Annotated in this window: 25 protein-coding genes and 2 pseudogenes; 6 read left to right on the forward strand and 21 right to left on the reverse strand. The window is 45.2% G+C overall.

Translation table 11 applies throughout. The annotated features are described in order from the left end of the window. Position 1: 1 nt before the first annotated feature. Positions 2-1,144, reverse strand: coding sequence for a GntR family transcriptional regulator (locus tag LRL21_RS10620; protein WP_240415749.1), 1,143 nt, complete (start codon positions 1,142-1,144; stop codon positions 2-4). Between the two features lie 1,680 nt (positions 1,145-2,824). On the opposite strand from LRL21_RS10620, the gene LRL21_RS10625 reads away from it, so the two are divergent. Beyond that, on the forward strand, positions 2,825-3,049 hold the full coding sequence (locus LRL21_RS10625) for a hypothetical protein (protein ID WP_240415750.1): 225 nt from the start codon (positions 2,825-2,827) through the stop codon (positions 3,047-3,049). Further along, positions 3,049-3,255: a helix-turn-helix transcriptional regulator gene (locus tag LRL21_RS10630; protein ID WP_240415751.1), complete on the forward strand. Its 207-nt coding sequence runs from the start codon at positions 3,049-3,051 to the stop codon at positions 3,253-3,255. The genes LRL21_RS10625 and LRL21_RS10630 overlap by 1 nt, the downstream gene beginning before the upstream one ends. A 125-nt stretch (positions 3,256-3,380) precedes the next feature. Here the strand turns inward: LRL21_RS10630 and LRL21_RS10635 are convergent. The 3 genes and pseudogenes from LRL21_RS10635 to LRL21_RS10645 form a co-directional block, all read right to left on the reverse strand. After that, positions 3,381-4,146 (reverse strand): annotated as a pseudogene (locus LRL21_RS10635) (BBE domain-containing protein); the annotation flags it as partial. 137 nt (positions 4,147-4,283) lie between these two features. Beyond that, positions 4,284-4,484: a CDGSH iron-sulfur domain-containing protein gene (locus tag LRL21_RS10640; protein WP_240415752.1), complete on the reverse strand. Its 201-nt coding sequence runs from the start codon at positions 4,482-4,484 to the stop codon at positions 4,284-4,286. Next, complete coding sequence (locus LRL21_RS10645) at positions 4,477-4,899, reverse strand: DoxX family protein (protein WP_240415753.1); 423 nt, start codon at positions 4,897-4,899, stop codon at positions 4,477-4,479. The genes LRL21_RS10640 and LRL21_RS10645 overlap by 8 nt, the downstream gene beginning before the upstream one ends. Before the next feature lie 153 nt (positions 4,900-5,052). Here LRL21_RS10645 and LRL21_RS10650 point away from each other — a divergent pair, with 153 nt between their 5' ends. Both LRL21_RS10650 and LRL21_RS10655 read left to right on the forward strand, forming a co-directional pair. After that, positions 5,053-5,499 (forward strand): MarR family winged helix-turn-helix transcriptional regulator, encoded by a 447-nt coding sequence (locus LRL21_RS10650; protein ID WP_240415754.1) that lies wholly within the window; start codon positions 5,053-5,055, stop codon positions 5,497-5,499. Between the two features lie 23 nt (positions 5,500-5,522). Further along, complete coding sequence (locus tag LRL21_RS10655) at positions 5,523-6,059, forward strand: MOSC domain-containing protein (protein ID WP_240415755.1); 537 nt, start codon at positions 5,523-5,525, stop codon at positions 6,057-6,059. A 317-nt stretch (positions 6,060-6,376) separates the two neighbouring features. Here LRL21_RS10655 and LRL21_RS10660 read toward each other — a convergent pair whose 3' ends face one another. From LRL21_RS10660 to LRL21_RS10695, 8 genes and pseudogenes are all read right to left on the reverse strand, one after another. Beyond that, positions 6,377-6,598 carry a hypothetical protein gene (locus LRL21_RS10660; protein WP_240415756.1) on the reverse strand — a complete coding sequence of 74 codons (222 nt, stop codon included), beginning with the start codon at positions 6,596-6,598 and terminating at the stop codon, positions 6,377-6,379. 260 nt (positions 6,599-6,858) lie between these two features. Next, positions 6,859-8,000 (reverse strand): annotated as a pseudogene (locus LRL21_RS10665) (NADH-dependent flavin oxidoreductase). Positions 8,001-8,467: 467 nt separating this feature from the next. Further along, positions 8,468-8,986 (reverse strand): GIY-YIG nuclease family protein, encoded by a 519-nt coding sequence (locus LRL21_RS10670; RefSeq protein ID WP_240415757.1) that lies wholly within the window; start codon positions 8,984-8,986, stop codon positions 8,468-8,470. A gap of 237 nt (positions 8,987-9,223) precedes the next feature. After that, positions 9,224-11,677 (reverse strand): S8 family peptidase, encoded by a 2,454-nt coding sequence (locus tag LRL21_RS10675; RefSeq protein WP_240415758.1) that lies wholly within the window; start codon positions 11,675-11,677, stop codon positions 9,224-9,226. A gap of 25 nt (positions 11,678-11,702) precedes the next feature. Further along, positions 11,703-12,653 (reverse strand): AAA family ATPase, encoded by a 951-nt coding sequence (locus LRL21_RS10680; protein WP_240415759.1) that lies wholly within the window; start codon positions 12,651-12,653, stop codon positions 11,703-11,705. A gap of 159 nt (positions 12,654-12,812) precedes the next feature. After that, the gene (gene rlmH, locus LRL21_RS10685; protein ID WP_076237550.1) at positions 12,813-13,295 is read right to left on the reverse strand and encodes a 23S rRNA (pseudouridine(1915)-N(3))-methyltransferase RlmH; all 483 of its coding nucleotides are present in this window, start codon (positions 13,293-13,295) and stop codon (positions 12,813-12,815) included. A 132-nt stretch (positions 13,296-13,427) separates the two neighbouring features. Beyond that, positions 13,428-13,595, reverse strand: coding sequence for a CxxH/CxxC protein (locus tag LRL21_RS10690; protein ID WP_240415760.1), 168 nt, complete (start codon positions 13,593-13,595; stop codon positions 13,428-13,430). Positions 13,596-13,633: 38 nt separating this feature from the next. Further along, positions 13,634-14,872 (reverse strand): S1C family serine protease, encoded by a 1,239-nt coding sequence (locus LRL21_RS10695; protein WP_240415761.1) that lies wholly within the window; start codon positions 14,870-14,872, stop codon positions 13,634-13,636. Between the two features lie 148 nt (positions 14,873-15,020). Here LRL21_RS10695 and LRL21_RS10700 point away from each other — a divergent pair, with 148 nt between their 5' ends. Continuing rightward, the gene (locus tag LRL21_RS10700; protein ID WP_076237553.1) at positions 15,021-15,230 is read left to right on the forward strand and encodes a hypothetical protein; all 210 of its coding nucleotides are present in this window, start codon (positions 15,021-15,023) and stop codon (positions 15,228-15,230) included. On the opposite strand, the gene LRL21_RS10705 is transcribed toward LRL21_RS10700, so the two are convergent. The 6 genes from LRL21_RS10705 to LRL21_RS10730 all read right to left on the reverse strand — a co-directional run bounded on the left by LRL21_RS10705 (position 15,199) and on the right by LRL21_RS10730 (position 22,650). Beyond that, a complete protein-coding gene (locus LRL21_RS10705) occupies positions 15,199-16,002 on the reverse strand; it encodes an MBL fold metallo-hydrolase (protein WP_076237554.1) in 804 nt (267 codons plus the stop codon). The two genes, LRL21_RS10700 and LRL21_RS10705, sit on opposite strands and share 32 nt — an antisense overlap. Before the next feature lie 23 nt (positions 16,003-16,025). Continuing rightward, positions 16,026-16,781 (reverse strand): two-component system regulatory protein YycI, encoded by a 756-nt coding sequence (yycI, locus tag LRL21_RS10710; RefSeq protein ID WP_240415762.1) that lies wholly within the window; start codon positions 16,779-16,781, stop codon positions 16,026-16,028. 45 nt (positions 16,782-16,826) lie between these two features. Beyond that, positions 16,827-18,143 (reverse strand): YycH family regulatory protein, encoded by a 1,317-nt coding sequence (locus LRL21_RS10715; RefSeq protein WP_240415763.1) that lies wholly within the window; start codon positions 18,141-18,143, stop codon positions 16,827-16,829. Then, complete coding sequence (gene walK, locus LRL21_RS10720; protein WP_240415764.1) at positions 18,140-19,981, reverse strand: cell wall metabolism sensor histidine kinase WalK; 1,842 nt, start codon at positions 19,979-19,981, stop codon at positions 18,140-18,142. Before walK ends, LRL21_RS10715 begins: the two co-directional genes overlap by 4 nt. Before the next feature lie 3 nt (positions 19,982-19,984). Then, positions 19,985-20,701, reverse strand: a complete 717-nt coding sequence (gene yycF / locus LRL21_RS10725) for a response regulator YycF (RefSeq protein ID WP_240415765.1) — start codon at positions 20,699-20,701, stop codon at positions 19,985-19,987. A gap of 188 nt (positions 20,702-20,889) precedes the next feature. Further along, positions 20,890-22,650 carry a M23 family metallopeptidase gene (locus LRL21_RS10730; RefSeq protein ID WP_240415766.1) on the reverse strand — a complete coding sequence of 587 codons (1,761 nt, stop codon included), beginning with the start codon at positions 22,648-22,650 and terminating at the stop codon, positions 20,890-20,892. Between the two features lie 187 nt (positions 22,651-22,837). Here LRL21_RS10730 and LRL21_RS10735 point away from each other — a divergent pair, with 187 nt between their 5' ends. Then, entirely contained in the window at positions 22,838-23,101 is a 264-nt protein-coding gene (locus LRL21_RS10735) for a hypothetical protein (RefSeq protein ID WP_240415767.1), read from the forward strand. A gap of 4 nt (positions 23,102-23,105) precedes the next feature. On the opposite strand, the gene LRL21_RS10740 is transcribed toward LRL21_RS10735, so the two are convergent. The 3 genes from LRL21_RS10740 to dnaB all read right to left on the reverse strand — a co-directional run bounded on the left by LRL21_RS10740 (position 23,106) and on the right by dnaB (position 26,735). Further along, on the reverse strand, positions 23,106-23,804 hold the full coding sequence (locus LRL21_RS10740) for a hypothetical protein (protein WP_240415768.1): 699 nt from the start codon (positions 23,802-23,804) through the stop codon (positions 23,106-23,108). Between the two features lie 157 nt (positions 23,805-23,961). Next, positions 23,962-25,245 (reverse strand): adenylosuccinate synthase, encoded by a 1,284-nt coding sequence (locus tag LRL21_RS10745; protein WP_240415769.1) that lies wholly within the window; start codon positions 25,243-25,245, stop codon positions 23,962-23,964. A gap of 146 nt (positions 25,246-25,391) precedes the next feature. Next, the gene (dnaB, locus tag LRL21_RS10750; protein WP_179097727.1) at positions 25,392-26,735 is read right to left on the reverse strand and encodes a replicative DNA helicase; all 1,344 of its coding nucleotides are present in this window, start codon (positions 26,733-26,735) and stop codon (positions 25,392-25,394) included. Positions 26,736-26,758: the final 23 nt, after the last annotated feature.

A 26,758-nucleotide genomic window follows, 5' to 3' on the forward strand; every position in this document is an offset into this window, starting at 1 on the left:
CCTAAAGAACAGATTTCCTCTCTACGATCGTCGTTTGAATTTTGATGGTAATCTGTTTCTCAAGAGAATGATTAATGCGCTTCATCAGTAGATTAAATGCCGATTGGGCAAGCTGCCCGGTATCCTGTCTGACCGTTGTAAGGGGAATCGGAGCTAATGCCGATAAATGGATATCGGAGAACCCGACAATAGAAAGCTTGTCAGGGACAGGGATCCCCATACTCATGGCAGTATATAAGGTTGAAATGGCCACATGATCATCCCCGCACATGAGGGCTGTCATCTGCGGATTTTCTTGAATAAACCGCTCCTGTTCAGGGTCGCACTCGTTAATACGACTTGGATCGCAGGGCACGATTTTAAAATGAATATATTGGTTTTTGACGGGGATTGCATGATCGAGCAGCGCCTGGATATAACCTAGATACCGCTCCTCCCTGCTGGTGATATTTTCTATCGAGTTCGAAGTGTATCCGATTTCCCGGTGTCCCTTCTCGATCAGATACTTGGTCATCTGGTAGGAACCCTGATAATGATCGTGATAAACACAATCAATCTGAACCTCACGAAAGATCCGGTCGATAATTACAATCGGAAACTGCTGTAATTTCAATCTCAGCACCTGGTCACTGCATGTCTTGCGCCCTTGAGGAAATAAAATGATGCCGCCTATTCCCCCTTCAACAAGCTTCTGCAGGCAAAGATCCTCGTCCTCTTTACTCTTGCTAATTTTCAGAATAAGATCACAATCGTGCTTGCGCACTTCGATCTCGGCTGCCGCAATAATCTTAGAGGTGTAATCAGATAGATGGGGCACGATAAGAGCTATCTGCTTAATCTGTTTCTTTTCCACTGGAAGCGCTTTATTTTCTGCTTGAAGCTCTCCGTTGTAAGCCGCTCCGTCCTGCTGTCCGGAAAGGAAGGTCCCCCTTCTCGGCAATCGGTACACCAGACCCTGCTCGGCCAGCCGTTCTAGTGCCAGCTTACTCGTCATCCGGCTTACGCCGAACAGCTTCGCAAGTTCTCCTTCCGATGGGACGGGATCATGCGGTTGAAGCCTGCGGCTCTGGATGATGCCTACGACCTTTTCAGCAATCTGCAAGTACAGCTGACTCGGTTTCTTTGACACGTGTACATTTTTCATCTAAGGTTATCCCTCGTTTTTATCAACATCATGGACTGCAGCATCTCACTGATTTCAAGTCTCTGATGTTATATTGGTTAGCATAAGTCTGCAGCCATTATAAGGCTTCCACATTCTTAGAATCATCGGGCATCACTTTACTTGTGACTTACTGTAAAAGTAACCGTTTTTATGATTACTGTTGTTTCTCATGCTACTGTGTATCTCCCCCCTGATAAGTGATCTAAAATAAGCTTATATAATGTCACTGACATATTCAATGACATATTCATTAAGATTGTGTAAATAAAGCATTTTTCATCTGTCTTTCTAGCTATATCAATGATTTCTATATCAGTGTATGTCAATTTTTACATATCACAAATTTCACAAAAATGATTCATAAGTATGCTGGAGTTGTCTGACATGAGTTTGATTATTGTGAATGTAACTAAAAGCAACAACGGTTTGTATAAGTATGTCCATCATATAAAAGTCAAGGCCACCAATGTGTTTTCAGGTGCTGTTTTCGATATTGTCTATACCATGAAACGCCCGTCTCGGCATTGCTTTACCAGAAGGTTTTGTTACCTACAACAATTTGCTTCCGCGCATTAAGTGGTTTAAAGAGTCCTTATCCTTTACAGTCTATTGGGGAGCTGAAGATGGTAATGTAAGAGAGGAATAGATGCTCATATGCACATTCTTAATTACTCGTTTCTGCCGAATGGACAGCATCATTATGTATATCATTTTATGGAAGGTCGAAGCTGGACAACCGTGCAATACCTGTTGGAAGCGGTTGAATATGGTTCTAACTTTGAGACTTCAATATCTGAACGATCACATGAGGCAGATTGACAAGCAGCTCAAGGAATCGAATGCCTTGAAGAACGAGGGGATGAATGGGCTAACGGACCTCCTGTAATGGAAGGAAGCCTTGTCCATCTAGCTTTATCTTGGGTTTCCAAGCTTAATACGCCTTTCTTTGTATCAACAGAAGCTGCGGTAGACGCACAATTTCAACAAAACTTCAAGTCGTTCGGTTTCAATAATGGACTTTATAGCAAAGTTCCCTATATTTGAAGTGTAACAGAACGCAATGAAAGAACTATTTTCCGTTGCTAGTTAAGTCAGCATAGACTTGTTACTATATTAATGTTGAACTATGAAACCTCATAACTAAAAATCACACAGCAGCCTTGGTGGACGTAGCACATGCATTCGGTCAAAAACTATAATTTGCATCGTTCAATGAGTTCGACGTGTTCATGATGAGCTCCGATAAGCCGATATCAATCATCCTACAAAGCGCGTATCAACTCTAAAACAAGCTAATTGGGTCTCATGCTTCCCATTCCGCATCTTACCCGCTCCAGCCTTTTTCCGCGCCCCTAAGCCCTTCCCACACGAAAAATTTAGCCGTCACTTATGGTAAGGTTCAGCTTAACGGATCTATCGGATACGAGAGGAGCTTGACGTGGCACAAGATTGCCAACCTACCAATATTCAACCATCTATGTGCCATTGAGAAAAAAGGAATCTAACTTTCAAAAGAACGCGAACTTTTCTTGCATAGGGAGTAGCTCCGTTTTTACCTTCGGAAAATGTAAAAACAGACAAAGAACCCATTGACGAAATACAGAGAATGTTATATATTTTTAACATTAGGTTATATATTTCTAACAAGGAGTGATGATTGTGAAATGGAATCTTCGTTTGTGGTTTGATGATGAACGCACCAGAAAAGTAAAGATTTATTCGGCGGGCAAAGCTTATTTCTATTCCTTGTACATCTGGATTATTTTGTTTGCGCTCCATAAATATCTGGAAATTGATGATTTACTGCTGATTGGTTTATTCGGCATGGCGGGATCGCTCTACGTATCCTGGCTGCTTACAAGGAAGCAGAAAGGCTTGGAATAATGAAAACACGCATAAAAGAATATCGAGCAAAATTCAATCTCACCCAGGCAGAGCTCGCACAAAAGGTTGGCGCAAGAAGAGAAACGATCAATTTTTTGGAAAAAGGAGAGTACAATCCGTCTCTCAAACTGTCTGTCAAAATCGCCCAGCAATTCCAGGTCAGTGTAGAAGAGCTTTTTATCTTTGAAGACGGTGATCTTGATTAATCTCTGGCGGATCAAGGGTCGGCGCCAGCCGACCCGCCACAATGAATATACCTCAACGGGGCTATCGGCGAAAAATGCTAAAGGAGCTACAGCCGTTAGCTCCTTTGCTTTGGGTGCGAGTATTATTATTTTCTAACCCGTTTACCCACTGGAATACTCTGAGCAAAACGAAATACATTATGAGGATCGTACTTTCGCTTCACCTGCTTCAATCTGCCAAAGTTCACACCATAATACGCCATGGGCCAGTTCTTAATCTGCAAATCGGGAAAATTCACATAATCCCCCTTAACAAAAGAGACGTAACGCTCTGCGAAACCTTTTCACCCACTGAATATTCCGCTGCTGTTCCCCGTTGTTCCTCCAGCGTGCTGACAGTTCGTAGATTGTCTCAGCTTTCCGATGAGGATAGGCCGTTGCAGTAGGCGATACTCGACTCACCGCGCTTCCTGCACCGCCTAAGCTTTGACTCCACACAGTAGAATGCCTGTTGGATGCTTTGGATAAAAAGTCACGTATAATTCGTACTCCTTCACGAGGCAAAGGTTGAAACCCGTAAGCCCCGCTTATTTTAAATTTCGGCTCCAAATTTAGGTCCGATTCGGCAAAAAATTTGGTTGCTTCTATAAAAGGCACTGTCTTCACCAGCACCTTCACCGGAGTGCCTGCTCGCAAGAGCGGTCTAATCAATCGACGCAGCTCCTCTGCACCGCCAAGTAATTGCCCGGTAGATTCAATAGTTCCCACCTTCTTGGCAGCCACCTCAATGGTTGAGGTTAAGCGGTTCGTGACAGACGGGGCCCAGCGCTGCCAAACCGGTAACACTTTCTCCAAATCACCCCATTTCCAAGTGAAGCTGTATATAGAAACCGTTGAAATGGGTCTAACCCGAGAATAGCTTCATTGAGGTCCGCTTGTGTTGCCAGCCGGCAACGAATAAAAACGTGATGATTCCCTAATTTTATGAAGGGATCATCACGTTTTTTTGTACGATGAGGTTCGGTTCTTCTCCAGGCAGAGAGTGATGATTATTGGGCCGAAGAAGCTTCTCTGAATCCGCATGTTTTATGAGTAGCATCGCAAAATGGCTGTGTCTTTGATTGTCCGCAGCGGCAAACGGCAATCGTATCGCTGGTTTGAAAAGCATTTTCACTTCCGTCAACCAGTTCGAAGTTTCCTTGAATGACAAAAGGTCCTTCATCGTACTTTGTAATTTTTACTTTAGACATGTTTCGTTTCACCTCCTTTTCCAGAAGTCATCCAAACTTGCTTAAGCGAATTCGGGCTAGTCACGGCTACATGTAAACAGACGATCATCAGCAGTAGGTCGAACTCATAGCCAGTGTTCGTATTCGAGATGAAACCGGTGGCGATCTTCACCTTAAATAAAGCGACCAGAAGAATAAGACTAAATAAGATGGTTAGATAACGCGTACCGATTCCAATAATCATGATGATGCCTCCAAGCAGTTCAATCCATGGCAGTACATGAGCGAAAAATGCTGCCAGTGGAAATCCCTGACTATGCAACCATTCCGACAAATTAGAATAACCCCATTCTAATTTGAATTTCCCATGCATGAAAAAAATGACTCCCGTCAATATGCGCAGAACGGTATTGGCGTAAAAACTCATGCTGTGCATTGGAACATCGTACCTCCTTTCATAAATTGTTTCAAAATCAACAATTGATTACGCAACTAAATATAGCATCGTTTAGTTGTTCGGTCAACAAATATTTCGTTGATTGCGCAACAAAAATGATTTATATTGTTATTAACGAATGGAGGATGGGCTATGGAAAGGGTATCGGAAAAAGAGTTGACTGCTTGGCGGTTGTTTATAAAAGCACATGCCAAAATCATGGAATTCATTGAGCGGGATTTGGCAGCACAGAAGAAAGTCCCGCTAACCACATACGATGTTTTGATCGCTTTGTTTGAGGCACCCGATCGCAGGCTTCGCTTTTCAGAATTAAATCGGAAGGTGGTCTTGAGTAAAAGCGGCTTAACAAGGATGATCGACCGACTGGAGCGCGAAGGATTGATTCAAAGAGAAAAAAGCGAAGAGGACCGACGGGGAGCATATGCTGTTCTCACGGATGAAGGGGAAAACCAGCTGCGTAAAGCTTGGCCTGTATATGCAAGGGGGATCAAGCAGTATTTTGCCGCCTCTTTATCCGATGAGGAAGTAGAGATTCTGACACGTTCTTTTGGCTTGATCTATAAAGAGCTGCAATCTTAGCAGGAAAAGGAGGGAAATGAATCATGAGCGAAAGTAGCGCTACAGTTGAAAGGGTAATGGTGGCTGAAGAGCCGACAACATTCGTTACTCGCTCCGTGCCCTATATTCAGATTGAATTAGGAGGGATTCCGGGAGATCGTCATTACGGCTTGTTACGTCCTGCGGATTCCAGGCAAAAAATTTATCCTCGTGGTGTGCTGATTGCCAACAGACGTCAAATCAGTATCGTTTCGAAAGAGGAATGTGACTGCATCGCCAATAGACTGGATCTCCCTGAAATAAAGCCGGAATGGCTAGGGGCCAACATTATCATTAGCGGATTTGACAAGCTTACAGAACTGCATCAAGGGGCCAGGTTAATTTTTCCAGATGGTACAGGATTAATTTGTGAAGGAGAAAACCTGCCCTGCATTGGACCCGGAAGGGTGATTGAAAAAATTTATAATGAGAGCGGGCTTAGTCAGAAATTTGTGCCTGCTGCTAAAAAGTTGAGAGGTATCGTTTGTTCCGTGGAGAGGGAAGGTCGGATTTCGAAAGGCGACACGATCGCATTTCTTTAACTCTCAGCACGCAGATCACCACTAGCGGACTAGCCTCAATCGCTTCGGTTACCATGCTCACGCGACCATCGCTCCCTGAGCCACAAACGCATCAGCTTAACGGCTGATCGGTTCCAGACGGTCGTCCGATAGCCTTCCTTCCACTATAGTATTATGCTCAAATCTGATGGTTCAAAGCTACCGATTCCACTCGTATTTCAAACCTCTGCTTTACCAGTATGTGCGATACGGTTCTTCTCGCTGTTTATAACGGCAAGTTTTAGAACCATTCTTTTTTTAGGATGGTCCCTTCTTTGAGATCGCTTTGATCATTATCCTTACTTAGATTCGATCCGACCTAACGGATTGGTGTCCCCTTCCAGGTCTTTGCGGGCTGCCAGCCAGCTGGAATTGTCGAGGTCGAGCGCATCGCGAAGGTATGACCACGTGAACTGCTGGAGCAAAGCAACTCGTTCGGGGTTCTCGTCCGTCGTTTCCGCGGACTTGTACCCGGCAATTCCGCCAAGCGAATTTCTGCCCCGAAGAGGGTGAGCAGGCAACCTTTGATATCTGCGGACAAAAGGATCTCTGCACGTCCGCCAAAGGCGGAAGGTCAGTAATCAGGCTTAAAGATGAAGAAGTGATCGAACAGCTTGCCAAAAAAACACGTAGTCAAAGTAATATTTATAAACAAGCTTAGCAATCAATTGTTAGACAGACTGACGTACAGTTCTGTGAGAGCCTGAAGTGAAACTCCTTCGGGCTACTCGAATGGAAGGTCGGCTATCCAACCAATAGATAGCCTCCTATCGTCAATGCCTTAACCTTCCGTACCCCCTTCATCCATCACTTGGAACCAGCCAGGTATACTCATGATCCTGTCCCACATTCCGTCGGGAATCGCAAGTTTCTCCTGCGCGGAACGCGAAAGCATCGTTTTGATTTCTTCCTCCCGTCCGTTTTGGACCAGGGCTACCCATTCCGGATATACAATCATGGCATGACCAAGCGAGATCAATGGAACGCCCGTGCTCAGAGCTTCCACAACATCATCGGGGTCCACAGTCCTCCGACACCGATAACGGGGACGCGGTCGCCAACGAGTTCCTGCACCATCACGATCCGCGACTTTGCCATCTTGTCGTCCGTTCTCGGACTCTGCCAGAAGTGTTCCACGGAAAGATGGATATAATCCAGGTTTTGTTCCGCCAGCACGTTGACAAAATGAAGCGTATCGGCCATGGTGATTCCCGGCGTTTCTTTTTCCTCCGGCGAAATGCGGTACCCGACTGCAAATGGCGACGTTGCATGCGCCGCAACGGTTTTTTGGACGCGTTTCACGACTGCGAGCGGGAAGGCCATCCGCTTTTCCAACGTACCACCCCACTTGTCTTCCCTTCGGTTCGCATGCGGGGAAAAGAACTGGTGGATCAGCATCCCGTTGGCACCGGAAATTTCAACCCCGTCAAAGCCGGCTTCGATTGCCCTGCGGGTCGCCTGCGCGAACTCTTCGATCGCCGTTTCGATTTCCGCTTCCGTCATCGCCTTGGGGACGACCGCTCCTTCACGCTCTGCCGCGATCGTACTGGGGCTCAGCGCATGACCGCTTGGAACCATCGCCGGATTGCTCAGCCGACCGCTATGATAAAGTTGCACAATCGCTTTGGCCCCGTTTTCCTGAATGACAGCCGCCAGCTTTTTCAATCCGGGCAGCAGCTCGTCGTGATCGATGCCCCATCCATGTTGGATGAACTTTCCGTTTTGCGACACGAGCGCGCTAGCTGTAATGATAGCGCCAGCTCCTTGAGCGCGAGCTCGATAATAAGCCAGTTCCGCATCCGTCACTTCTCCGTTTGGACTGGATGCCCCAATGCCCATCGGCGCCATCATCACCCGATTATTTAACCTTACGCCCGAAGGCAGACGAAACGATGCAAATAGAGGTTCGTATCGATCATTCATCGGCACTACTGGCTTTACCGAGATAACTGGAGTAGACGTACTTTCGTTCATTTCCATAATAGATGTTCCTTTCTTTGTGAGAAATGGTTTAAACAATATCTGTAAATTTGATACCGTTGTTGGACCTGATGAAAAGGGTGACGGTGTTGTCTTTCCTAGGTACACTCTCCTTTTTACTGTGATACGGTCCTTTCAGTATCAGCCGAGGTTGACACGTCAACCTTTTAAGCCTATTAAGGTGTAAACGAAGAGAAATAAAGGAACTGATGAGAGCAATTTCAAGCCATTCTATGAGACCGATTGGTTAAGAGGTGTAGTGTCCAGCATTAGGGTGTTCAGGCGGTATGTTCGTTAAAACCTCTTCCCCTGTAAACTGAAATGCCTCAGTAAATCATCGAGCTCCGATAGGGGCGAATCCCCCGACGTGAATATTACATTGGACGAAGTATGTTAACCTGCTCCCACACTCATTCTACCAATAGTATATAATTTTGAATCTTCATATAAATATCAATTGGATTTAACAACTGATTGCTTACGAATTTCCCCTTCTTTTTTATCGGCAGCTCAATTTCATAGAATCTATAATTATGAATATGAAATAATATCTCAACCTCTTCATAAGAAAATCGGTCTTCATCCTCCAAAACAAGATCCCCTAATATTCCTGAATTAATGCGTACTAAAATTGAATTAAACAAATCAAAGAACTCTTCAGACCCCAAATACCATTCGCCTTTCAGTTTGTATTTATCTATCAATTTAAGTAGTATTTTCTCAAGTCCAAATATTTCTTCCCCATATTCAGAAAAAACAATAAATATATTATTTATTGGATGCGGACATCCAGTTTGAATGTTTTTAATTCTTTTGTTTAAGTTACTTGATCGTCCGATTTTAATAAAAAAATCATTTTTATATGCGCAGACGACAATATAGATTAATTGTGATTTACTTGGATTTATCTTTTTCATCTCCTCTAGCATCTTGAATAACTTCTTATTAGCGAACTTCACTAACACTTCAAATTCATTACTATGTCAGTTTTCCGCTTGCCACAATCATACCACGAATATGGAAAATATTGTCTTACCTGTTCATACAAAAACCCCTCTAGAGCCCATCTCCAGAGGGTTAACATATCTATATATATTCTGCTTCACCAGTCTGACAGCTTTTTTAGCCCTCTAGGTGTTTGTTCAGAAAGTCTTGTTCAGTTTAAATTAATTTTTATCATCTATAATAATTTGATTTCTAATTTTTGTTGCTACTTCTATTGGTGTATATAAATCAATTTCAGATGCAGGTGTAGATAATGTTACAATTAATGTGTACTTAACTTCCCTATCCCATCGATTTAGCCATGGTCTTTTACTCCACCAACCACTTATTGGATAGATACCAATCATGTTACTGGTTGCTAATTGTGAAGCAGTAGTTTCCCATATATCACTGTGAACTGATCCTTTGTTACGAGTATTTGGACCTAATGTCCAATCAATATTACTTGATGGCGGCTTACCATCTTCCTCGTCTTTAGCTGCTTCATTAATACGTTTGATAAATTGCTCCTCTGTCGCTGATCCATTCATGTCAAATCTTAACCCGTACGAAGAATACGAATATCTACTTTTCCAACCGACTTCACCTGGACTGGGTTCAATATAGTAAGATAATGTTATTCTCAACTTTACATCTAATTCCCCGAGACTTAACAACACCTCTTCGGGCCAAGGCAATTTATGTAAGTGCATTTCGTTTAGAGCAATTGAGCTGTTATTCTTTTTAAAGGGTGAAATACTTGACTGAATAACCATGCTTACATTATTTTTTAAACACCATAATGCCTGATTTAAGCTTGGTACGCCATATCCGCACATCCGAGCAAGCTGATTATAATGTTTCTTATCATTACCTACTAAGAATTGTTTTTTTAACTCTTCTGTCCATTCTGCTGAATGTACCATTAAGCCTCTAACAGTTTCAGGCCACGCCTCAGGGTACTTTGATTGTATTTGTGCAGCCATCCATGATGCTTTTGCTGTAGCAGCACTTGTAGCATTAAAAATAGTAAATTGTTCTCTTTGTAGCCTATGTGATGTTGTTAGAATACTATGATTCACATCTGACCAAGCACCATGAGTATCGAATACTAAATTACCACCTTCTAACACAATCTCTGGTTTAATAGGCCACTTATTCTTATCCCAACTAAATGAAGTTGTGCTGTGAGGTGATAAACCTCCTTTTGGTGCTAATGGCATATAGGACTCATATGGTAAATAGAGATCTGTATATGCTCCAACTGTTAACGCATTCCACGATTGCCCTGGATTTTGTACAACGCTAGTATAATTACTATCAGGGTAATCCTCTTTATGTTCAATACTATTATTACCCGCTGACACTATGAATACTTTTTGTATGTCATCAATATATCCAGAAACTAGTTCGTCGATTGACGCAGACCATGATGAAGGTCTACCATCATCTGTTTGATAATTTGGAGCTGTTATAGCCATACAAATTATTCGTTTCCTTTGGGGGTTATCAATAATTGCGTTACTAATAAGTTGCTCAGTAATATCCCCATATAACTCAGGCGGGTTTTCACCTTTATCTGGGATAATTTTTAAAGATTCAATCTTATGTGATATCTCTAATTCCTCATATCCCATCAAAATTTCTTTTAAATCTCCATAGGCAACGATCCCGCACATCATAGTACCATGTCCAGCCGAATCTGAAACTGTCCAGTGCGCTTCATATGAATGACAATCATCATCACTTATTATAGGTTCAAGTAACATATGCCCGTTATTAACCCCTGTATCAAGAACGCTTACAAAGATATCACTTTCTTTGTCTACTACTATTCGATCTAATAAATCCTGGGCCCAAGCAACTTGCTCTGTATTTTCAATATCAACAAAAAATGAAACCGCTTCTGAAGCTCTTCTCATTTCAGCAATGCTACTATTTTTAGATAACAGTTTTTGTAAACTATCTCTATTTGCTTTAACCAATACAACTCTACGTTCAGGAAATATTATTGAATTATTTTTAATTTCTAAATTAAGAACATCTCTTGAAACTACAACGAATTCCTCATAAACACTTTCACTTTCACTACTTAACCATATTTCACACCAAACATAATCATCATCTGGAATCCACTTCTTTTCCTCTTCGCCCCAAAAAGATTCAAGAATGGCTAAGTTTATATTTTCAATTCCATCTATAAGTGAGGCGTTTTTAGGCTTACCTTTATTAGTTTCCTCTGTCATATATTGATTAAGTTTCTTTAAAAATACGTTGCGTTTCTCTTTAGGAATGTATACAGTTGCTAACCTTTCAAGCTTGTCTCCTATCTTTTTCTCCCTAATATTTAATAGTTTAATTCCATCTTTTCGACTTTCAAGACTTTCGAATTTAATATCGTATCCAGGGAGATTTCGAAACTCTACATATACTCCATCCTGAGATGATGATGTGACGACATTTGTATTTTGATCAGTAGTGTTTTCCCATAATTGCTCAAATTGCCTTTTTAACTTTTCACTATGTGTTTCTCTATTTCTTACGGGAAATTTAGCTCCGCCCTGTCCCTTTCCTTTATAACTATGAGACTCTGCAGTATTTAGAAAAAAATGAGGAAAAAGTTGTTGGCTAAGCATTTTTAGACTCCCCTTCAATTGCCCGTCATCTAATCTTTTCTTTAATCATTTTTATTAGTTGCTCACTATCTACAGTCTTTCTGTCTGACATAATGGCCTCCTTGACTGCATCATCACATGCCTTCGTTAACTCAGCATGACTTAATTTCCCACTTATTGCAACAATATTTTCCATATTCAATTGACTTACTTTAGGTGCAAATTGTCCAAGCCTATTAATTATTAGATTTGGTATTTGCTTATCATTCGGAAGTGTATAATGAATTACATCATCAAACCTCCGAAATAAGGCCGGATCAAGAAGTTGAGGATTATTTGTAGCTGCTATAATTATGCTTTCTGAATCATCTTGCTCAATAAACTGTAAATACAAATTTAATACACGACGTACCTCACCAACATCATTATCTTTATTCCTATCTGTCCCAATTGCATCAAATTCATCAAAGAAATATACTGCTTGATTTTCTTTAATAGCATCGAATACTGCCCTTAGTTTGGTTCCCGTTTCACCCATATATTTAGTCATTAATTTATCCATTTTTATGGTACACAAAGGAAGGCCTAGTTCAGTTGCAATAATTGAGGCAGATAAAGTTTTTCCCGTTCCTGGTAATCCTTCTAAAAGAATTTTCCTTCTGTTGTGCAAACCAAATTTTTTTAATTTATCCTTCATTTGATACTCGCTCAGTATACGACTAATTCTTTCCTTTATCTCGTCAGCCACAATAAGTTCTTTTAGTCTATAATCCCCAACGGTTGTACCAATTAGCTCACTAATATCCTTATTAAATTGAATTATCTTAACATTACTCTGCTGATCTTTATTTAAGATACTTCTTAGCTCACGTGCAAATGAGGTATGCCCTAACTTAGCTTCATGAGCAGCCAGTTGTAATACTATTGTTTTAAATCTGTCGTCATTTTTTGATACGTGTGCTTCAATTAACATTTTTATTTGTGTTGCTGTAGCCATTTGTTCACCCCATCTCCTAAAGGTTTTTGTTTGAAATTTTCCCGTGTTCTATTAAGTTTATTGTAACAGATGTAGTATTTTTATATTACTAAATTTTTGAAACGTGCATGCCAAGAATCATTTTATATGGAATTGTTAATTCAAACTTTTCCTTTACCGTCACTTATGGTATGGTTCCCCCCGAATAATCTTAAACACCCGATACACCTGCTCCACCAGCACCAGCCGCATCAGCTGGTGCGGCAAGGTCATGCGCCCGAACGCCAGCTTCAGCTCGGCGCGTGCCAACACCGCGGGGGCTAGGCCCAGCGAGCCCCCGATCACAAACGCCACGTGGCTGCGCCCATACGTGGCCAAGCCCTCAACATGCCGCGCCAACTCGTCGCTCGTAAGCGGCTTGCCATCAAGAGCGAGCGCCACGACGTAGGCGTCGCTCTTGATTTGCGCGAGGATACGTTCTCCCTCGCGCTGCCTGACGAGCGCCTCTTCAGCGGCGCTCATGGAGTCCGGTGCCCGCTCATCGGGCACCTCAACGATCTGCACCTTGGCGTACGCCCCAAGGCGTTTCACATACTCGGCAATCCCTTGCACGAGATAAGCCTCCTTCAACTTGCCAACCGCAATAATCTGAATCTGCTGCATACGCAACCTCCTGTGATCGATTCTTTATGCTCAACAGCACTCCTACACGCAGCCCCACACAAAAAAAGAAGCCCAGCCGCAACCCACACGCGACAGCACGGCTTCTTTTCGGATGTTACCCACTCTTACCTGCTATACAACCAAAAACCTGGCCAGCTCTGCACACCGCTCACAATGAACAGGTGGCTTCCATTCGGTAAAGGACACTTCCTGGATATCCACAATATCGGGTGCATCCTCGTACTCATCAACAAACTGATCTATCGCTAATTCCAAATGCTCCTTACATACAACAAACATAACACGACCCCACTCTTCTCTATACTAGATCCTCGCTCTTATCGGTCCTTCAGCTCTGCCAACGTCATGGTAGCAGTCGCCTTTTTCCCGCCGCGGTAATACGTAATTGTGATTTTATCGCCAATTTTCTTTTGGCTGTATATATATTTACGAAGTGCAAGCGTACTGTCCACCGCCTTCGTATCCAATTGTACAATAACATCGTTTGTCTTCAAGCCCGCATCCTTGGCAGGACCTGTGACATCGAGCACGATAATACCAGCTTTCACATCAGCAGGCAGCTTTAATACCTCTGTTCCAGTAAAAGATTGCAAATCCTGCGTCACCACGCCCATATAAGGCCTTTTGATCTTGTGGTCCTTGATCAGCACCTCAACAATCGACTTCACCGAGTTGATCGGAATGGCAAACCCTAACCCTTCTACGCCAGTGTCAGCAACCTTCAGCGTATTGATTCCGACGATCTTGCCTTCCAGATTAACGAGCGCACCGCCGCTGTTGCCTTGATTGATCGCCGCATCGGTCTGGATGACATCCATTTCCCAATCATAATCACCCTGTGCACCCAACGACACAGGAATGGTCCGCTTCGGCCAGCTGATAATACCTCTGGTCACCGTTGGCGCATAGCCCAAGCCAAGCGGATTGCCCACGGCAATCACCGTCTCACCTGCTCGCAGCGTCTCCGAATCGCCGAAGTCCGCTACTGATTTGATCCCGCTTCCCTCAATTTCCAGTACGGCGAGGTCCGTCATTTGATCCCGTCCGAGCAGTGTCGCTTTCTTCCGTTCACCGCTTGAGGTTACGACATCCAGCTGAGCAAAACCTTCCACGACATGGTTGTTCGTCACGATTCGTACTTTATCTCCCGATCTTTGGAACATGACACCCGATCCGAGTCCCATGGATCCGCGCGCGCCTGCCTTTTCGCCTTCCTTTTGTGAGCCGATAATGCTGATTACCGTTGGACCAATTCTTTCTGCCGCTCTGACAACGGAGTCACTGCTCAGCTTCTGGGTATCCGCCCCATTACTAGATGCAGGTTCGGATCCATTCGCAGCAGACGCAGCGACAGGTAGTGCAGCTGGCTCAGAGCCACTGCCCAAACGGAACAACGCTAAGACAATCAACATAATAGCGGCTCCACCAAAAGCAGGAAGCAGCCAGGAAGGGACTTGGCGTCTTCTATAGCCGCCATGAAACTTTTTTCCTTTGACAGACCATTCATTACGGCGAGACACCTTTGTAGAATAAAAATCATCGTCAAACAACCCCATCGTCTTCCGCTCCCCTCTCTGTCGTTCCCCGTACAGAGCACCCGTCCATACTAGCAATCTCAAAAACTTTCAAATAACAGGAATGATTTCTACAAGTTCGGACTAGACTAAGTATATAACTTTTAATCCTGAAAGGATGAACCCTCCCATGAATCGTATTAATCAGCATTTGGACCAGGTCAATTGGATTGCCCAGCTAGCCGATCTTAAGCATGCCCATTACCATAACAGCCTGCTTGTTACTGCTCTTATCGAGCTGCTTGTCGAGAAAGGAATTATGACGGCGCATGATATTGCCGTGATGTCCGCCGAGCTTGACAAGTCGTTTACTCCTCTTCCAGCCGATCCCAAGCTGTAGCACGGTCATAATACGTATCCATCAGCCGGGCGCGGTGATCATCAGGAGCTAACCGCTCCTCCACCATCTGGCTGACCGTCAGTTTGGCTAAATCCATCATATTATGGTCGCGGCTCAAATGCGCCAAATACACACGCTGGGTTTTCTCTGTCATCACATCACACAAGCCAATACCGGATGCTTCATTGGATAAATGCCCGATATCACTCAAAATACGACGTTTAATATTCCACGGATATTTCCCGACGCGCAGCATCTCGACATCGTGGTTCGATTCCAGCACCAGCACGTCGCTATCGTCGATTTGCTCCTTCACCTTGGGACTCATATAGCCCAGGTCGGTTGCCACACTCAGCTTTTGATTCTCGTGATAGAAGCAATAGCCTACCGGCTCGGCAGCATCATGGGAAATCCCGAACGATTCCACTCTCAGCTTGCCTAGATCCAATACACCGCCTGTTTCCATCACACAGCGTTTATCATTGGCAATTCCGCCTATCAGCCTATCAAGCTGCTCCCACGTCTTTTCGTTGGCGTAAACCGGCAAATCATATTTACGAGCCATCGCTCCAAGACCTTTGATATGGTCGGAATGCTCATGCGTCACGACAATCGCATCCAGATCGGCACCCGACAAATCCTTTTCATTTAACAGCTGCTCCACCCGTTTCGCACTCAAACCGGCATCAATCAGCACCTTGCTATCCTCTGTTGCCACGATCGTACTGTTCCCCGTGGAACCACTTGCTAACACACTAAACCGAATACCCATCTAACTAGCTCCCATCTGACCCCTTAGCCTGATGCATTGCTTTTATTTTTCTGCGGAGGCTCAACAGCCCCGTTAAACGCATGCACATAATAAATATCTCCGTTACCCAGCGTTACCCGCCAATACGGGACCAGGAACATCGTCTGTGAATCAAACACTTGGCCATGATAACCAAGCTTAATGCTGCTCACTACTGAACCACTTGGGAAATAAGTTTCTATTAAGCTGCGAAGCACCGTATAAGGAGAAATTACCTTTTGCTCCTTCTGGGCACCTGTCAGCTGATCCTCCACATACCCCTGTCGGTAAGCGGTCACCATCCCGTTTTGCTCAATCAATTCAAGCCTTACTTCGAACATCGGCAGTGTCCCATACAGCTGATGAAATACATACTGCTCATTAGAGCTCATCACCGGATCGTATTGATACTTATCGAGATTCGGGATGGCGGCCCGCGCTGCCACATTATCCTTGGAAGAACCTTTACTCGCCAATGGATTATACTTGAACGGAATTTCGAGATTAATCTGCTTATGCGAATTTCCCGGCTCTGTAAATCTGACCACAATCTCCTTCAGACGGGGCACTTCCTTCGGAAGCTCTGCCGATATCTGAATATTTTTGCTTTTCAAAAGCCGCTGAATTTCCTCTGCTGCGCTCGTCGTATTGGCATCGAACTCCAGCAGGTCGGAACGGGTCGTCCACAGCTGGTAGCCGAGCACAGCATTCAGTATAAAGAATGACACGATGAGAATCATTTTGGCCCGGCCCCAGTCCATCGCTTACCCCCTTCTCGGCTTAACCGCTTGCTGCACACTTCCGCTCTATTCCAGAAACTCATAGCTTCCATCCCGCAGCTCCACAGCCCAAGCGGGTATCAGATCCATCGATTGATCATTGACAACGGTACGATATCCGGGAAACACGGAGATCACTGAATTCTTTTTGCTGTATTCATTCAGCTTCTCATCCAGCGCATCGCCGCCAATAATCGTCGTCTCCTTGTTGCTTATACTGCTCATATCGGGAATAATCGTCGATCGCTCATAGCTTGCGACAACCCCTTTTTGCACAATAATTTTCATCGGCCCGAGCGTGTACATACGCTGATCGATCAACGGCAGCGAGCCGTAATATTGCCGGAATATAAAAGGCTGGTTGCCCGGCAGCAGCCGCTGCGGAACCTTTTGCAGAGAGTACACTCCGTTCCAGCCGCCATGCTGATTCACGAATTGAACGGCCGACAACAGGTTTTCCTGCAAGCCCTCCTTATTGTCAACTGCCGATGCTGCTGCAACCGGGTCGGAATAGGTCATCCACCTCTGGTCGTTTTTGAGCTGAAGGCCACGCTTGGCATCTGTATAAATTTCCGAACCGTCGCGCTCTGAGAGATTACGGGTAATCGCCGGATCCACGAAAAAGCTGCGCTTCAGCTGATCTACGGTGAACTGTTTGAACGGTAGTCTTACCTCGGCAAACGTAACAGGCTTCAACGGCAAATAATAATCCCCGTTCGTTGTTTTATAAGGAATCATTACTTCCTTACCGCTTGCATCCGGCTTCTGCACCTCGGTTACGAACCGTTCAATATCCTTGCCTGAAATATCTGATTTCTGCACCTCATACACAAGATTCGGTATATCGGTGAACAGCACCGTCCTTACCTCATCCTTGGTTTCCTTCGTAAAGATCCAGATTTTAGTGATAGTATCATTTTCAAGCGGCATTTCACCCTTAAGCTGCATAACTCGCTGCAGCACATTGATCGGTATGCCATCACGAAATTTCACTTCAATGCCTTGCTGCTTGTTGCGTACATCATCCCAATTTATATTTAAGGCGCTCAGGTTCATCTTACGAAACCCTTCAAGTGAGCGCTGATTAACGCCCTCTACTACCATTCGATAATCAGCTGTTCCCCGATACAAAACCGTATGCTGCAGGTTGCCTAAATGCAAAACAACCTGATCCGGAAACAATAAATCCTCCAGCACCGCCTGTGAGCCGATACGATCCGTCTTCACATACTCGTCCTGCACCAAGGGATCAAAATTCGGGGAGCTGTAGGATAAAAAATAGCTTTGTACGAAACTGAGCCCAACAAGCAATATGAGAGTAGCCGATTTCAACGTCTCCATCATAATACAGCAGCCTCCTCATCCCCAGGGTACGGCAGCGTGAAGGTCACTTTCGTTCCCTGACCAAGCTCCGAATCCAGCCATACATTACCACCATGCAGCCTTACTATTTCCCGGGCAATCGAGAGACCAAGTCCTGTCCCGCCCATGTTGCGCGAGCGAGCCTTATCCACTCGGTAAAACCGTTCAAATATCCGGCTCAAGTCCTTCTTTGGAATTCCAATTCCGTTATCCTGCACAGCGATCTCCAGCATATCCGGTTCAGGAAGGCGAGCTCCGAGCCTTATATGTCCTTGCTCTGATGTATACTTAATGGCATTGGACACCAGATTATCGAGCACCTGATCGATTCGATCGCGGTCAATCTTGATTTCCTCCAGAAAAGGGGCTACCTCAATAACAATCTTGATCCCCCGCTGCTCCAATTGAAATGAGAACCGGTCTGCCACCTCTTCCAGCATCTCGAATACATTCGTGTATTCCTTACTCAGTGTCGCCTGTTTCGAATCCAGTCTGGATAGCTGAAGCAAATCGGTTACCAGCCGAATCATGCGCTCCGTTTCGTTACGCGTTACACTAATGAATTTACCGGCCAGCTGCGGATCGTTGATAGCACCATCCTCCAAGGCCTCCACATAGCTTTTAATCGTCGTCAGCGGTGTCCGCAGCTCATGGGATACATTGGCTACAAACTCGCGTCTGGAGTCCTCCAGCTTCTCCTGATCGGTTACATCCTGGAGCATCGCTATCGTACCGGAGCGTCCTTTTTCCGTATTGGACAGGCCTGTAAAGCTCAGCTTCACAGACAGCCGTTCTTCCTCGTCGTGCTCAATGTGCAGCAGCAGCGTCGGATCTTCACCAAATTCAAACTGTCTCAGCACATCCCTTGAAATGCCGAGTACCTCATGCAGCTGCTTGCCCAGTGTTGTATCCTCATTCACCTGTAAAATCTGCTTGGCGCGTCGATTAATTACAATCACCTTGCCATCATCGTCAGCAGCTATCAAGCCATCATTCATATTCGTGAGGATCGAGGCCAGCTTTTCCTTCTCCTCTTCATTCAAGGAGAGTGCTTCCTTCAAGCGTCCCATCATAAAATTAAACGTCTGCCCCAGCTGCCCGATCTCATCCCGCCCGAGTACCGGCACCTCCGCATTAAATCGTCCTTCAGCGACAGCCGTTGCCTGCTTCGTGATTGCTTTGATCGGGTTCGTAATGGTAGCTGACAGCATCACACCGAGAATCGCCGTCAAGGCCAGCGCCATCAGCGTACCCGTGATCAAAAAACGATTGATTAAATTCATCGGCTTATACATTTCTTCCATGGAAGCGATAATATATACCGCACCGTTCACCTTGACACCCGTACCGACAGGCTTGGCAATGATCATCTTGCGCACACCGTCAAAGTCGGTAAACATCCGCTGGTTATCCTTAATTCCCTGTAAGGCACGAGTGACCTCGGTCTGGATGTTCTTTTGATTCACAACCGCCTGATGGCTTGCCATCGACGTCGACAGCACAATCCCGTTGGCATCAATAACCTGAATCTCCGCATTGCTGATCGCAAACAAATTATTGACGACATCATTCAGATCGGCATTCGTCTTACGCGCTTCCCCCGACTTCGTTTCTTCATTGTTTACAGACAAGTAAGGCTCCACATATTGGGCCAGCAGCTGCGCCTGCGTGTTATGGGAATTAATAAATTCGGTTTTAAAATAGCTCTCCAGCGTCCGGGTAAAGTAGACTCCGATCAATTGCATCGCAATGACAATCAGCAGCACATAAATAATAATCAGCTTAGCCTGGATCGATTGAAAAAACCGAAGCCCTTTCATGGATCAAAAGCTCCCGGTCTTCGGATTACGCATCATATATCCAAGTCCACGGCGTGTCATAATATATTCCGGCCGGCTCGGGTCATCCTCGATTTTTTCACGCAATCTGCGAATAGTAACATCCACAGTGCGTACATCTCCGAAGTACTCAAAGCCCCATACAGCCTGCAGCAGATGCTCCCGGGTCATCACCTTGCCATTCTGCTTGGCCAAATATTGTACCAGCTCAAACTCACGATGCGTCAAATCCAGCGGCTGCTCTCCCTTGTACACCATATACATATCACTGTCGATAAATAAGTCATGGATCTTAAAGCCTTGGCGGGCATCCGATTCCACAGGAGGTGTCAACTGCACCTTCGTCTGTCGGCGCAAATGCGCTTTCACCCTTGCCAGCAGCTCCCTCGTTCCAAAAGGCTTCGTGACATAATCATCCGCACCCAGCTCCAGCCCCAGAACCTTATCAATCTCGTTATCTTTTGCGGTCAGCATAATGATAGGCGTGTTCAGCTTCATTCGCACCTCGCGGCACACATCCATACCATCCTTAACCGGAAGCATCAAATCCAGTAGAATCAGGTCCGGCTTTTCTTCAAAGGCAAGCTCAACCGCTCTGCCCCCATCATAAGCGCATATGACCTCATGGCCTTCCTTTTCTAAATTAAACTTTAATATATCCGCAATCGGTTGTTCATCATCGACAACGAGTATTTTCGCCATCCTTACGATCACCGCCTGTTCCTTCTCGAATTCATTACCTGTATCTTACCACATCCTGATGCGAGGATAAACGGCTGTACCTGCTTTGGACCGTCAATTTACACATCATGGCAATAAAAAGAGAGATAACGAACAGCCATCTGCTGCCGGTTATCTCTCAAGCTATGATTTCACGATTCAAATAAGTGCTAACGATTCAAATATTTTGATGGATTTTCGGCGACATCATTTTTTTGTACCTCAAAGTGCAAATGAACACCTGTAGAATTGCCGGTACTGCCCATGTAACCGATCTTCTCGCCTTTTTCTACGATTTGTCCAACCTTCACATACATTTGACTCATATGTCCGTACAGCGTTTTGTAGCCGTTCATATGATCGAGTATAACGTGGTTGCCGTAGCCGTTATCATAGCTCGCATAGATGACCTTTCCGTTATCCGAAGCCAGGATCGTTTTGTTCGGTGATTGCAGATCAAGCCCTTTATGCAGCGCCCCCCAACGGTAGCCGAATGTGCTGGTAATGCTGTAGGATTGAACCGGCCATGCAAATTTGCCTGTACCCTGGCCTGTAATAACCTTCGTTCCTTTGCGTACTAATGCCTTCACTGGCTGCACGACAACTTCCTCGCCCTGGACAGCTTCCTCGATAACCAGGCCATTCACTTTTGTAACAAGAATCGTTATTTTTTTCATGCCGTTTTTGCCCTGTCTCAACGTCTCGTCTGTACCCAGCATCACGCTGCTGTCCTTTTCGAAATCCGTATCAAACTGGATCTCCTGGCTTTCCACGACCTTCTCTACGGTACGAACCGCTAATGTCGGCTGAAGCACGGTTAAATCAAGCTTTTGGCCTACTTTTAATTTATCATCTACGATTGTAGGGTTATTTTGATAAATAACTTGCTTGGAAATATTAAGCTTAGTTGCGATGCAGGAGACACAATCGCCCTGTACCACTGTATACTGAACCGGCTGCACATCCCCGGTCTCCAGCTTTTTTCTGAGCTCATCGGGATTGACTACATCCTGAGGCTGAATCGGAATATCATGCAGCTCTACCTTTTGCACAAACTCTATCTTCTGCAGCTCAGCTGATTCCGCAGGTGCCGACGCTGATAGAATCCGAACCTTGGCGTCCTTCTTCTTATCCAGCACGTTTGTCTTGATCTGCTCCAGAACCAGATTCGCGGTTTCCTGATTCTTCACAACGCCTACGTTTTTGCCGTCAACCAACAGCTCGGTCCCGACCGGATAGGCGGAGATATAACCTGTAAGCTTGTCCAACACTTCCTTATCGTTGGTTTTCGCCATGAAAGCCCTTTCAGCACTATATGTGACCGTCGGCTCCTGAACTACCATTCTCAAATCCTGTTGACTATTAGCTAATTCTTTAACTTTGGCCGCCTCATATTGCTCAACCATCGATACATCAGACACAACACCAATCTCTGTCCCGTTCACGGACACATGATACACCTGATTCATATTGCTAACAATATAATGATTACCGCCCCATACCACAGCCGTAATTATACTGGCAACAGCTGCCGTCTTGACTAGAGTCCACTTATGTCCAAGTCTAAGGCTTCCTTTTGTTCTATGTATCGCATCTTCAGCTGCTGCTAATGCCGATACTTGCTCCGTTTCCACGGTTTCAGCTGCTGATAAGGTATTTGTACCTTCTACTTTCTCTACCAATTGTAACGCTTCTACTGACTCTACTGTTTCTACCGCTTGTACGATTTCTATCGTTTCCTTAGAATCTACCGATTCTACGAGTTGAATTGCTTCTGATGGTATATGTGATTGCTCATTCGTCTCATTCGTGGATGCATCCGATTTCAAATGACGCTTTAAGTTCATTTTGTGTAACGGGTTATGAGAAAGCTTCTGCTTCGACTTGTCCAGCAGCTCCTTTGCCCAGCCCATTCGTTTAAAAACACTCATGTTGTTCTCCTTTAACTTGTTTTTTGCCATATACATAAACAAAACTTAAGTAGGCACACTAATGAAAGCCGTAGGCTCCTAATCAATTTAACATAGGTTAACTGTGAATTTCAACACATTGTTAAGGAAGCGTGTAAACGAAGGTCGAAACATGACGGGGGTGTGAAGGCATTAAATGGAAAGTTTAATGGCCAGTTTTGGCAGTCAGGCAGATATGGAATCCGCGATCCGCTTACTAAAGGAGCAAGGAGTGATTGATATTAATATGCAAGCCGGGGAGTTAGCCGCAGGCAATGGGGCAGAGTCAGCGATTCCGAGCTTGTCGAATGCTGCATCCGAACCCGCTGCTGGATTCATGATGCAGATCGTTGTCGAGTCATCGCGACTCCGCCAGACGGAGGATACGATTGCAAGATGTGGAGGCATTGCTGGACAAGCTGGTGTAGAGTAGAAGGCTAAGGTTTGATCATACCAAGAAGCTGGGAGTATTCTTCCGGCTTCAAATAATTTTTGAGTATCCTTTCGATTTCACTCAGCTCATTTGCCGTGATTCCATCCTCCATCATGCTGGAAATATGCTGGATTTCAGCCTGAGGGACACGGGTCAACAGCAGCTTGAAAATCTGGTTCTTATCCTCGTTCGAGAGCTGCTCCTTTTTCTTCGTGAACTCTTCTCCGGAAACGACCACTTTTCCACCTGAGCCAATATCCGAACTTCCGTCCACTTTGAGACTGCTGCTTAAACTGTTCGGTGAAGCTTCAGAAACCGCTCCAGCGCTTGCGCTTGGCTTAGTCAACCCATTGCCAGCTTCAGCGGAATTCGGGGTATCCGATCCCTGCTGATGTCCAAATACAGCTATCGCGTCATTCGGAGGTGTATCGCGGTTAGTGCCTGTTCGATTATCAGGTTGTGTTCCTTTTGGTGAGATTTCGTTCTTACCCTCCGCAAATAAATGAAAGCCTTCCGCTTGTTTACCCAAATGGGCAATAAATTGCGACCAGCTTGGTGCTGTTAGTGTACTTGATTTCAATTCATATTGATCAAGAACCATATCGACATAGGCATTCATGACTGTGAATGTACATACTACACATACGATAGAGGTGATCATGATGCTTACTAGCACCTTGATCATGCCTTGAATCAGTTTCATTTGTTATCCGCTCCCGCCATTCAGTTCTCAGCAGCTGCTCATACAGCCTGCTTCCTTCAGTATGGACGGCTTTGGCCCAAATCAACCCATCTCAAGCAAAAAATCTCTCAAAACCTGCAAAACAGGCCTTGAGAGATTGAATAGAGCAAGATTATAATTAGAAAATTTCATGTACCAGATTCGTTTGCTCACGGTTACGGCCTACGGAGAAGATTGAGATCGGAATCCCGGTCAGCTCTACAACGCGTTCGATATATTTACGAGCATTTACTGGCAGATCCTCCAGCGTCCGAACGCCTGTAATATCCTCGCTCCAGCCTGGCAGCTCTTCATAGACAGCTACACACTCGGACAACATTTTCAAGCTGGCCGGGTAATGCTCGATCGTTTGACCGCGATATTGATACGATGTGCAAATTTTTACGGTTTCCAGACCTGCCAATACGTCCAACGAGTTCAGGGATAGTCCTGTAATTCCGCTTACTCTGCGAGCATGACGGATAACTACACTGTCAAACCAGCCCACACGGCGAGGACGACCTGTTACGGTACCGTACTCGTGACCCTTTTCACGAATCCAATCGCCAGTCTCGTTGTTAAGCTCCGTTGGGAATGGACCGTCGCCTACACGTGTCGTGTAAGACTTGGCAACCCCGATAACCTGTTGAATTTTGCTCGGACCTACACCGGAACCGATACAAACGCCACCTGCAGACGGATTGGATGAAGTAACGAATGGATAAGTCCCTTGGTCGATGTCCAGCATAACGCCTTGAGCACCTTCAAACAATACTTTCTTATCAGCGTCAATCAAATCATTCAGGATGACAGAGGTATCGGTTACATAAGGACGAATCCGCTCTGCATAGCCTAAATATTCAGCAATAATTGCTTCTGCATCCACAGCTGCTGCGCCGTATACCTGCTCGATCAACACATTTTTCTCAGCAACAACCTGACGTACGCGGTTCGTGAATTCCTCAGCATCCATCAAATCGGCAATCCGGATACCGTTACGAGCTGCTTTATCCATATAACAAGGACCAATACCTTTACGTGTCGTACCGATCTTGTTCTCACCCTTGCGGTCTTCTTCCAGACCATCAAGCAGCAAGTGATACGGCATGATGACATGTGCGCGGTCACTAATTTTCAAATTGTTCGTAGTAAAGCCGTTATCATGAATATATTGAATCTCTTCAAGCAGCGCGCCTGGATTAATTACCATACCGTTACCAATAACGCACACTTTATTTTCATAAAAAATGCCTGAAGGAACCATTGTTAATTTGTACTTTTTTTCATCAATCAAAATCGTATGACCCGCATTGTTACCACCCTGGTAACGTGCCACCACTTCTGCAGACTCAGCAAGAAAATCGGTAATTTTACCTTTTCCTTCGTCGCCCCATTGGGTTCCGACAACCACAACCGTTGACATGCAATCTAACCCCCATCAGGTGAAAGTTTCACCTATAATTAGCCAAAAAGGCATAAAGCACCTTTAGTATTCTAGCAGTTACTTGACCTAAAGTCAATAAAAACGAACGTTTGTACAGGTTCGTGTTATAATGTTCGTCCCTTGCTTTATCGGCCTGCTGCTTCCTGGTGTGTACGGTCCAGCCCGACAAATTTATTATAATTTTTCAAAAAGGCCAGTTCCACCGTTCCTACCGGACCATTCCGCTGTTTGGCGATGATGATTTCGATGATGTTCTTTTTTTCGGATTCCTTATCGTAGTAATCATCCCGATACAAGAAGGCAACGATATCGGCATCCTGCTCAATGGAACCCGACTCCCGTAAGTCCGACATCATCGGACGTTTATCCTGACGCTGCTCAACACCACGACTCAGCTGGGACAACGCGATAACAGGTACATCGAGCTCACGGGCAATCTGCTTCAAGGTACGGGAAATTTCCGATACCTCCTGCTGCCGGTTGTCGCCTTTACCGCGGCCATGAATCAGCTGCAGGTAATCGATCAGGATCATCCCAAGTCCCCGCTCCTGCTTAAGTCTGCGGCATCTTGCGCGAATATCCGCCACCGTGACCGACGGGGAATCATCGATGTAGATGTTGGCTTCCGACAGGGAACCAATCGCCATCGTCATCTTCTCCCAATCCTCGGCCTCCAGGGAGCCCGTCCGCATCCGAGTTGCATCCACGTTCGCTTCCGCACAAATCATCCGCTGTACGAGCTGCGGAGCGCCCATTTCCAGACTGAAAATAGCGACCGTTTCTTTCTCCCGCACACCTACATTTTGTGCAATATTCAAGGCAAATGCCGTCTTTCCTACAGAAGGACGGGCGGCAACGATAATTAAATCCGAACGTTGAAAACCGGATGTCATCTTGTCCAGATCCTGAAACCCTGATTTAACTCCGGTCGTTCCGCCTTTATTGTTATAAAGGTATTCAACCTTATCAAAGACTTCCATTAACACATCACGAATCGCGATAAATCCGGTTGAAGAGCGGCGCTGGGAAATTTCGAGAATCTTTTTCTCTGCTTCACCCAGCAGCTCAGCCACATCGTCCGTGCTGGCATAACCATCCGTAACGATGTTGGTAGCCGCCCGAATCAACCGCCGCAGCATCGACTTCTCTTCCACAATCTGTGCATAGTAGTCGATGTTGGCCGCAGTAGGCACCGCATTGGCAAGCTCCGATAAATACTTGATCCCGCCGATTTCCTCCAGCTGCTGCTTATTTTGCAGCTTGGACGTCAGCGTGATCAAGTCAATCGGCTCATCCTCCTCAGCCAGCTCCAGCATCGATTCAAAGATCCGCTGATGCGACGTGCGATAGAAGTCGTCACTATTGATCCGCTCCATCGCAGTGACGAGTGATTCGCCGTCAAGCAAAATAGCGCCGAGCACGGCCTGCTCGGCTTCCAAATTTTGCGGAGGGATACGATCCAAAAACATGCCCTCGTTCAATGATTTCCCCT

Origin of the sequence: Paenibacillus periandrae, assembly GCF_022458865.1 — a bacterium.
Classification (GTDB): Bacteria; Bacillota; Bacilli; order Paenibacillales; family NBRC-103111; genus Paenibacillus_S; species Paenibacillus_S periandrae.